10 protein-coding genes and 1 pseudogene are annotated in these 8,310 nt (G+C 67.8%); 3 read left to right on the forward strand and 8 right to left on the reverse strand.

The features are described from left to right. Nucleotides 1–6 precede the first annotated feature (6 nt). Entirely contained in the window at nucleotides 7–939 is a 933-nt protein-coding gene (locus tag ACYVIP_RS38795) for a hypothetical protein (protein WP_460405785.1), read from the reverse strand. Nucleotides 940–1,004: 65 nt separating this feature from the next. Here ACYVIP_RS38795 and ACYVIP_RS38800 point away from each other — a divergent pair, with 65 nt between their 5' ends. Beyond that, a complete protein-coding gene (locus ACYVIP_RS38800) occupies nucleotides 1,005–1,970 on the forward strand; it encodes a helix-turn-helix domain-containing protein (RefSeq protein ID WP_460405787.1) in 966 nt (321 codons plus the stop codon). Between the two features lie 31 nt (nucleotides 1,971–2,001). Then, the gene (locus ACYVIP_RS38805) at nucleotides 2,002–2,142 is read left to right on the forward strand and encodes a hypothetical protein (protein WP_460405789.1); all 141 of its coding nucleotides are present in this window, start codon (nucleotides 2,002–2,004) and stop codon (nucleotides 2,140–2,142) included. 52 nt (nucleotides 2,143–2,194) lie between these two features. On the opposite strand, the gene ACYVIP_RS38810 is transcribed toward ACYVIP_RS38805, so the two are convergent. The 5 genes from ACYVIP_RS38810 to ACYVIP_RS38830 are packed head-to-tail and all read right to left on the reverse strand — an operon-like array spanning nucleotide 2,195 to nucleotide 5,876. Further along, nucleotides 2,195–3,223, reverse strand: a complete 1,029-nt coding sequence (locus ACYVIP_RS38810; RefSeq protein WP_460405791.1) for a hypothetical protein — start codon at nucleotides 3,221–3,223, stop codon at nucleotides 2,195–2,197. After that, complete coding sequence (locus ACYVIP_RS38815) at nucleotides 3,220–3,789, reverse strand: RNA polymerase sigma factor (protein WP_460405793.1); 570 nt, start codon at nucleotides 3,787–3,789, stop codon at nucleotides 3,220–3,222. Before ACYVIP_RS38815 ends, ACYVIP_RS38810 begins: the two co-directional genes overlap by 4 nt. After that, on the reverse strand, nucleotides 3,782–4,132 hold the full coding sequence (locus ACYVIP_RS38820) for a hypothetical protein (protein ID WP_460405795.1): 351 nt from the start codon (nucleotides 4,130–4,132) through the stop codon (nucleotides 3,782–3,784). Before ACYVIP_RS38820 ends, ACYVIP_RS38815 begins: the two co-directional genes overlap by 8 nt. Next, a complete protein-coding gene (locus tag ACYVIP_RS38825; protein WP_460405797.1) occupies nucleotides 4,129–5,223 on the reverse strand; it encodes a sensor histidine kinase in 1,095 nt (364 codons plus the stop codon). The genes ACYVIP_RS38820 and ACYVIP_RS38825 overlap by 4 nt, the downstream gene beginning before the upstream one ends. Then, nucleotides 5,220–5,876 (reverse strand): response regulator transcription factor, encoded by a 657-nt coding sequence (locus ACYVIP_RS38830; RefSeq protein WP_460405799.1) that lies wholly within the window; start codon nucleotides 5,874–5,876, stop codon nucleotides 5,220–5,222. Before ACYVIP_RS38830 ends, ACYVIP_RS38825 begins: the two co-directional genes overlap by 4 nt. Nucleotides 5,877–5,962: 86 nt before the next feature. Here ACYVIP_RS38830 and ACYVIP_RS38835 point away from each other — a divergent pair, with 86 nt between their 5' ends. Then, nucleotides 5,963–7,123, forward strand: coding sequence for a serine hydrolase domain-containing protein (locus ACYVIP_RS38835; protein WP_460405801.1), 1,161 nt, complete (start codon nucleotides 5,963–5,965; stop codon nucleotides 7,121–7,123). A 38-nt stretch (nucleotides 7,124–7,161) separates the two neighbouring features. Here ACYVIP_RS38835 and ACYVIP_RS38840 read toward each other — a convergent pair whose 3' ends face one another. Both ACYVIP_RS38840 and ACYVIP_RS38845 read right to left on the reverse strand, forming a co-directional pair. Further along, nucleotides 7,162–7,977: a DUF72 domain-containing protein gene (locus ACYVIP_RS38840; RefSeq protein ID WP_460405803.1), complete on the reverse strand. Its 816-nt coding sequence runs from the start codon at nucleotides 7,975–7,977 to the stop codon at nucleotides 7,162–7,164. 23 nt (nucleotides 7,978–8,000) lie between these two features. Next, a pseudogene (locus tag ACYVIP_RS38845) lies at nucleotides 8,001–8,310 on the reverse strand (ribonuclease D); the annotation flags it as partial.

An 8,310-nucleotide genomic window follows, 5' to 3' on the forward strand; every position in this document is an offset into this window, starting at 1 on the left:
GCGAAGTCAGCAGGGGCTGTTGTTTGCCTCCGAGAACAGGTCGTCATCAACTGCTCTGCACAGGGAAAAATCACCCTGCAGGATGTACATTTGCTCGTACAAGTACTGTCCTGGGTTTGGTTCCGCGGGCATCGCGGTAACTTCGAACGGTTTTCCATCGTCATCGATGGTCAGCGTTTTCTCCGTGCCGCCGATCAGATAGGTCACTTCGACCACGAACTGAACATGATTGTTCTTTGACCTGTTTCGAAGGACAACAACGTGTTGTTCGGCGTACTGTAGTGAGATCGTGTTCGCATCGAAGTACGGACTTCCGGCTATCCATTCAAGGGTGGTGTCGTCCAGCGTTGCCTCTCGTGCCGTGGGATGGCTCTCATCCAGGTCGGCAAGCATGCGCAGGCTTTCGTCGCCACCCTGGCTGGGCATGTAGAAAAGCGTTCCGGCCAACGGGTCGGCGCGCTTGATGATCCGTGGTGCGATATTGGTGATGCGAATCGCCTGGTTACGTCGACCTTCGAGAACCATGCGTAGGGTGAGGTTCTCCGCACGGATTCCGCCGAGCTGCTCGATATCGTTGAGTACCTGCTCGTCGGCGGCGGCGCCCGGCTGTCCCAACGCGCGTAACAGATCACCGCGTGGAGACCTGTCTGGCGGTGTTGCCATGGTTCGGCCCTCGTCACCGAGCCAGATCTTGGAGACCGATGTTCGTATCTCCGCGTCGCGGCGCAGCTCATCGATCTGCTCATCGGTGTTCGCGACCTGGCTGAACCATTGCGGCGCGACGTTGACAACTATCGCTGTTGCCGCTGCGAGCGCTAGCGTCCCAATGATCGTCAAAGGTTTACGCAGGAACACGGAAATTCGTCGCCAAGGGGACTGTTTTCCGATCTTGACCGGATGCCGTGTGCGACCGGCCACCCGCGGGCGTCGTGAAGGCATGCGGGAATGCTAATCGGTTGAGCGGTCGCCGCCTGCCACTGTTCGGCCGTTGAACGCCCGATGACATGTCGAGAAATTACCGAAAGCGCAGCTCAGAAGGTCTGCGAGTGGGTCTGCGGGCCTACCGGGATGATGGCCGGTGTGGTCCCCGCCGCATTCCATTCGTGCCAGTTGTGTTGGAGGAAGCCGTGGTTGGTGAACGTCGTGGGCCGCAGCCCTGGGACCGGAGGATCGGGGCGAGGCTGCGGGCGGTCCGTACCGGCCGGACCCCGTACTCCCTGGAGAAGGCGGCGGAGTTGCTCGGGTGGTCGCTGGCCACCATGTCGCGGATCGAGAACGGGCGGCGGCCCATCTTGTCCGAGGAAGTGGCGACGATCGTCACCGCCTACGGGCTGTCGGCGAGCGAACGCCTGGAGATCATCGAGGACGCGAAGTCCGTGAACTGTTCTGGCTGGTGGGATAGCCCGCTGCCGGGTGTGCCGGAGGAGGTTGGCGTGCTGGCCGGTTATGCCAAGGAGGCCGACAGCCTCACCAACTGGTCAGTTGCGCTCGTCCCGGGTCTTCTACAGGTCGAGGCCTACGCGATGGCGCTCATGCGTTCCGACGGCATCCCGGAGGAGGACTCGCGGTTGCGTTGGGAGGCGCGCCGGTGCCGGCAGAAGATCCTCGGCACGGTCGACTACACGGCCTATATCTGCGAGACCGCCCTGCGTGTCCCGTTCGGTGGACCAGCGGCTCATCGTCAGCAGCTCAGTCACCTTGTGGCGGCTCGGGAACGGGGAGTCAGTGTGCGGGTCGTGCGTCAGCACCTGCCGGTCGGCTTGCTGTCGCACAGTTGGCTGCACATGACATTCCCGAGCGCGACTCCGGTGGTCAACGTCGAAGTGCTGGGAGGAGGGGTCTATCTCGTTGAGGAGCAGGCGGAGCGCTACACGAAGAAGCTCGAGCTGCTTGACAGGGTTGCCCTTTCCCGCGCGGAAAGCTTTGCTGGAATGCGGAAACTCCTGGAGGCAGTCGATGACGTGGCGTAGTTCAAGTTTCTCGGGTTCAGATGGCGATTGCGTGCAGGTTCGAGGGGATCTGCGGGCGTTGCGGGACAGCAAGTGGCCCTCGGCGGTGCTGCCGGTGAGCAAAGCGGCGGTGGCGGGTCTGGTCGCCGCCGCGCCGGGCGTCCGGGTGACGTCCGGCCGGGGATCCGGCTGATCCGTTCGCTTCGTTGGGGTTGAAGCGTTTCGGACTCCTGTCTGCGGCGATGTCAGCGGTGTTCGGCGTCGAACGTGATCGGCACCCGGGGCTCGTCGCGGATCTCGTAGACGTCGGGGCGTCCCCTCGGATCGATCTGTACTGAGGCCTCCCGGATCGCGTCCCGCCACTTGTGCGGCCAGTGGGTGGTCTCGGTGGACCATTGGATGCCGTGCAGGCTGATGCCTCGCAGGTCGACATCGGTGAGGTCTGCGGCGGTGAAGTCCGTGACTGCGGCGTTCACCGCCGCGATGTCCTCGACGAGGACTTCGGCGCGGGCGAGGAAGAGGGCGCGGTCGAGATCGCGGTCGAGGGCGCGGTTGAGGGCGCGGTTGAGGGCAAGGGCGACAGCGCGGTTGAGTTCGTGGTCGAGGTCCTCGGCGTGATTGAGGGCGAGTTCGTGGTTGAGGTATTCGGCGCGGTTGAGGGCGAGGACGAGGCCTTCGGCCCGGTCTTGGGCGTGGGCGAGAGCGAGGGCGAGGGCGAGGGCGCGGTCGCGGAAGCGAGCGTGGTTGCGGACGCGGTTGGGGAGGCGGGCGTGGTCGCGGGTGACGGCGTCGAGGCTGCGGGCGAGGGCTTGGGCCTGGTAGCGGGCGTGGTCGAGGTCGCGGGCGCCGTTTGGTGTGCCGGCAGGGCTGAAATCGACGAGCACGCGAATGAGGGCGCCTGCGGTGAGGCGTGCGTTGGCGATGTGTTGGACGGTGCGGAGGTGGTCGAGATGAATTTGGCGGCGTAGTTCGAGACGTTCCCGCAGCGGGAGGTTTGCCAGTCGTCGTGCGTAGGCCCGTAGCGGGCGGTCGTCGCCGGCGGTTTCTGTGGGATGAGGGTGAACGCGGGGCAGGATGGCGTGCAGCCCGGCGTCGACGTCCAGGATCGCGTCCAGGGTGGTTTCCACTGACTGGTGGCGCGCGGGCAACTGAGCGTCGCGGAGGCCGGCGTCGGTGTCCAGCATGTCGTTCAGCGCCTCATTGAGCGCGTTCATGCCGTGGTCCAGCCACTGGTCGAGGCCGGTGTGCGGGTCGGGCGTCGGGTCGTCGTTCATGTCGCCTCCGCACCTCCTCGCAGTCGTGCGGCGAGTGCGCGGCGCGCGAGGTAGAGACTGCTCCGGACGGCGTCGCTGGTCAGTTGGAGTTCGGTGGCGATCTCCTCGGGCGTGTAGCCGGACAAGCGCCAGGCCATCACCTGACGTTGTCGAAAGGGAAGCTCGGACAGCGCGGTGATCAGGTCATGGCGGACGTGCCAGGCGTCGGTCGGGTTGGCGCGCAGCAGCGGCGTCGGCGTGGACGGGGTCGGCTCCGCCAGGTCCGTGGGATCAATGAGGTCTTCGTTGTCGACCAGCCTGCGGATCAGGGAGCGGGAGGCGACCGTGAACGACCAGGCTCTGGGGTTGTCGAGGTTGGGCCACCTTTGGAAGGCCTTGCAGAGCGTTTCCTGGGCGACATCGGCCGCGTCGGTCACCTGCGCACCTTGTAGTACGAGGAAGCCGACCAGTCGCTTGACCGTCTCACGGTAGAAGCGCTCGTACTCCGCTGCCCAGACCGGAGCAGGCGCCGGGCCGGCCGGCGCGTCGTGGACGGGCCGACGACGGACGGGTTCGGGATCAACCATGATGCTCCAGACCGGGCTGATCGGTGGCGATCCGCAACCGCAACCGTGTGCCGTCCCCACCGGGATCGTCCAGTTCTACCACCATGTCGTGCGGACGTCGGGATGCCAACCTGGCCATGAGTTCGTGCCGTTGCCGGTCACGCCGGTTCCGCGAACGCAGCCGTAACGCCAACGCCGCCAACTCGGCGCAGACGAGAACGATGATGATCGCGATGGCTGGGTTCATGTGAGTAGGAGGCGCCCGCCCCCATGATCGTGAAGCGGACTCGGCGACGACTTTCAGTGCGATGAAGGACGCCTTCATCGCGCCGCTGAGGTTTCTGGAGTAGCTCAGCTCATTCAAGGTGCCGGAAAGTGGATGGCGACGTCCAGCCCGCCGGCCGGGCGAGCGGCGATGGTGATCTCACCTCGGTGCGCGGTGACAATCGCGTCCACAATGGACAGGCCAAGGCCGATGCCGCGGTCAGTGTGGATCCGGGCGCCGTCGCCGCGGACGAACGGTTCCCGCAGCTGGTCGAGGGTCTCCGGCTCGATCGGCGCGCCGCTGTTCCCGATGCGCAGGAACACCCGCCCGTCCGTGCCGCCGGTAGCGACCTCGACCTGGCCGCCGGCACGGTTGTGGCGCACGGCGTTGTCGACCAGGTTGCCGCACATACGTTCCAGCAGAACCGGTTCACCGCTGACCGGCGCGGGTCGCAGGTCGGCTCGCACGGTGAGGTCCACGCCGTCGAGGCTGTTCGCCACGATCTCGGCGAGGTCGACGCGGTGCCGGCGGTCGGCGCCCGCCTGGCTGCGGGCCAGTGTCAGGAGCCCGTCGAGGGTGCGTTGGCTCTGCTGGACGGCGGTCCGGACGTCGCCGGTCATGGCCAGCAGTTCCGCGGTACCAGGTTGACTGTCGAGGGTGACGTCGATGGCGGTGCGCATGGTGGTCAGCGGGGTGCGCAGCTCGTGGGCGGCGTTGGCGGTGAACATGCGCTGGCTCGCGAGCACCCGGTCGCGTTCAGTGACGCCCTCCTGGATGCGGTCCAGCATTCCGTTGATGGTGCTGGCCAGGGTGGCGAGCTCATCGGCGGGCGTGGTGACCGGCACCCGCTCGGACAGGTTCTCCACCGAGAGGCGTTGTGCGGTGGCGGAGATCGTGCGGATGGGCCGCAGTACCCGCCCGGCCACCAGCCACCCCAGGACCGCGGCGAGCACTGTCACCACCACGAGCGCGATCCCGGCCTGGGTGATGAAGTCGGTGAGGGTGACCGCCTTGATCGATGGCGGCAATGGCGGTGTCTCCTCCAGCCCCGGCGGCGGGTTGAGCGTGATGACCGATATCTGATGGCCGCCGGTCCGGCGCATCAGCAGGTAGGTGAGCGCGGTCAGGAGGATGCCGGCGGCGAGAACCAGCGCGGCGTACAGGATCGTGAGCCGGCCGCGGGCGGTCATGTGACGGTCCGGTAGCCGGCACTCGGCACGGTCTCGATGAGCGGCGGGGCGCCGAGCTTGCGCCGCAACGTGCCGACGGTGATCCGGACCGCGTTGGTGAACGGGTCGGCGTGCTCGTCCCACACCTTGTCCAGCAACGTTTCCGCGCTCACCACCGCGCCGTCGGCGGCGAGCAGCCGCTCGAGCACGCCGAACTCCTTGGGCGTCAGGTGAAGGAGCCGGCCCGCGCGCTCCGTGGTGCGCCGCGCGGGGTCGAGCACCACGTCACCGGCGCGTAGGACCGGCGGCGTCGCGGGTGCGCTGCGGCGGGACAGCGCCCGCACCCTGGCGACAAGCTCGGAGAACGCGAACGGCTTGCCGAGGTAGTCGTCAGCGCCCAGGGTGAGTCCCTCGACCCGGTCCTCGACCGTGCCGGACGCGGTGAGCATCAGGATCCGCGCCGCGCCGTGCTGGGTGAGTTCGCGGCACACCGTGTCCCCGTGCACCACGGGCAGATCGCGGTCCAGGACGACGACGTCGTAGGGCGTGACCGCGCACTTGTCCAGCGCGGTGCGCCCGTCGAACGCGACGTCGACGGCGAATCCGTGCTTTCGCAGGCCGGCCGCGACGTACTTGGCCAACGGTTGCTCGTCCTCGACCAGCAGCACCCGCACCCGGCCAGTGTCCTGCGCGCGACATATGGATCACGTATGGGGCGGCCATCGGTCCGCGATCGGCCATGATCGGTAGACCTTCGGCCATGACCACGACACGACGATCCGTGCTGGGCCTGCTCGGCACCTCCGGCGCGGTGCTCGCCACCGGTGCTGTGGCCGGCGCAGCCCCCGGTGCCTTCGCCGCCGACGCCACCCCGACACGCGTTGACGTGCGCGCGTTCGACCAGTTCGTCAGGGAACAGGCGGCCATGGACGCGTTCTCCGGCAGTCTGCTGCTGGTCCATCGCGGACGCCCGGTGCTGGCCAGGTCCTACGGTCGGGCCAACGACGCCGCTCCCAACGGCCCGGACACCCTGTTCGCCATGGCCTCGGTGACCAAGCTCTTCACGGCGGTTGCCATCGCCCAACTCGTGCAGGCCGGCAAGATCGCGTACACCAGCACGCTGGGCACGTATGTGAGTGGTTTCCCCGCCGAGATCGCCGACACCGTGACAGTCCACCACCTCCTCACCCACACATCCGGCCTCGGCGACACCTTCACGATGCCCGGGTACATGGAGGAAGCGCTTACCTGGACCGACGTCGACCAGGTGATGAACGGCACGACGGACTACATCCGGCGCAGCTCGCTGGAGTTCGTGCCAGGAGCCGGGTCCCGGTACAGCAACGCCGCCTATCACGTGCTCGGCGTGATCGTGGCGCAGGTGTCCGGAAAGTCCTACTACGACTACGTTCGTGAGCACGTGCTTCGTCCGGCCGGCATGACCGCCACGGACTTCCACACCAGGCCACAGTGGCACACCGACCCCCGCATCGCTCACCCCTACGCGAAACAGCCATCCGGCGAACGTGTCGACACCATCGACCAACGGCTGTATGTCGGCACTCCCGCCGGCGACGCCTTCACGACGTGCGCCGACATGGCGCGGTTCGCCCATGCGCTGCGGGGTTCGAAACTGCTCAACCGCGCCTTCACCGGCATCACGTTGAGCGGCAAGGTGCCACTTGCGCCGCCTGGCCAGACGTCCGGGGTTCCGCACGTCGGTTTTCAGTGCTACGGCCCCATGACGCTGCTGGTCAACAACCAGTGGGTGACGGGCCACGGTGGCGGCGCCCCCGGCACGTCGACCGACTTCCAGCTGTATCCCGACAGCGAGTGGGTGACGGTGATCCTGAGCAACTACGACTACGACGGCGGGCCCTCGCCGGTCGTGATGAAGGCGCGCGACCTCATCACCGCCTGACTTCGGCACGCTCCCATGACAACCCGATCGTCGACGGGTCAGGGCGGCCACGGGAGGTCGAGGCGTTGGGTGAGGGCCGCGGCGTCGACCGGTGCGCGGACCTTGGCGTCGTTGTCGAAGTAGACGTGGACGTCCAGGCCGTCGGCGGTCCAGGTGCGGATGCGGGTGGCCCAGTCGTCGAGGTCCTGGTCGGGGTAGCCGCTGGTGTACAGCTCGGTGCTGCCGTGTAGCCGGGCGTAGACGAAGTCGCTCGTCACGTGGTCGAGGGCTGGCCAGTCGGCGGCGGCGTCGGCGATGACCAGGGCCACGTCGTGGGCGCGCAGCAGGTCGGGCAGCGTCGGGTCGGTGAAGCTGGGGTGGCGGACTTCCAGCGCGTGCCGCAGCGGGGCGTGTACCGGCGCGGTGGTCAGGGCTCGGCCGTCGACGCGTTCGTCGTGGTGGGTGGCCAGTTCGGCGGCTTCGGTGGTGGTGCGGGGGAGCGCGGCGCAGAAGTCGGCGATGGCGTCGGGGTCATACGGCAGGTTCGGCGGGAGTTGCCAGAGGATCGGGCCCAGCTTGTCGCCAAGGGCAAGCACGCCCGAGGCGAGGAAGTTGGCCAGGGGGACCTCGGTGTCGCGCAGCCGCTTGAGGTGGGTGATGAAGCGGCTGCCCTTGACCGCGAACACGAAACCGTCCGGGGTCTGCGCGTGCCAGGACTGGTAGCTCGCCGGGCGCTGGAGCGAGTAGAAGCTGCCGTTGAGCTCCACCGAGTTGAGTCGGCCGGACAGGTGCTCCAGTTCGCGCCGCTGGGCCAGCCCCGGCGGGTAGAACTCGCCGCGCCACGGCGGGTAGACCCAGCCCGACGTGCCGATCATGACCCGACCGGACATGTGAGCGCTCAGCCGGTGCCGTTGAGCGCGGTGGACAGCGCGTCGGCGGTGAGCGAGATCTGCCACTCGCGGGCCCCACCCGAGCGCAGCGCGTCGGCGACGGAGTCCGCGCTCAGCTGGTCCGGTGGGCGCCAGCAGGTGCGGCGCACCAGGTCGGGCTGGAGCAGGTTCTCGATCGGCAGCCGGTTGGCCTCGGCGATCGTGGTCAGCGTCGCGCGCACCGCGACCAGCCGGGCGGCGGCGGCCGGGTCGCGGTCGGCCCAGCGGTTGGGCGGCGGCGGGCCGTCGTGGGGCGGGGACGGGTCGGGCAGCTCCGCG

The sequence above is a fragment of the Actinophytocola sediminis genome (assembly GCF_054779715.1).

What these genes read in the sequence shown, in the direction of transcription:
- ACYVIP_RS38800 (WP_460405787.1), top strand. Translation starts at nt 1,005, where the DNA reads ATGTCGAGAAATTACCGAAAGCGCAGCTCAGAAGGTCTGCGAGTGGGT.
- ACYVIP_RS38815 (WP_460405793.1), bottom strand. Translation starts at nt 3,789, where the DNA reads ATGGTTGATCCCGAACCCGTCCGTCGTCGGCCCGTCCACGACGCGCCG.
- ACYVIP_RS38835 (WP_460405801.1), top strand. Translation starts at nt 5,963, where the DNA reads ATGACCACGACACGACGATCCGTGCTGGGCCTGCTCGGCACCTCCGGC.
- ACYVIP_RS38795 (WP_460405785.1), bottom strand. Translation starts at nt 939, where the DNA reads ATGCCTTCACGACGCCCGCGGGTGGCCGGTCGCACACGGCATCCGGTC.
- ACYVIP_RS38810 (WP_460405791.1), bottom strand. Translation starts at nt 3,223, where the DNA reads ATGAACGACGACCCGACGCCCGACCCGCACACCGGCCTCGACCAGTGG.
- ACYVIP_RS38825 (WP_460405797.1), bottom strand. Translation starts at nt 5,223, where the DNA reads ATGACCGCCCGCGGCCGGCTCACGATCCTGTACGCCGCGCTGGTTCTC.
- ACYVIP_RS38840 (WP_460405803.1), bottom strand. Translation starts at nt 7,977, where the DNA reads ATGATCGGCACGTCGGGCTGGGTCTACCCGCCGTGGCGCGGCGAGTTC.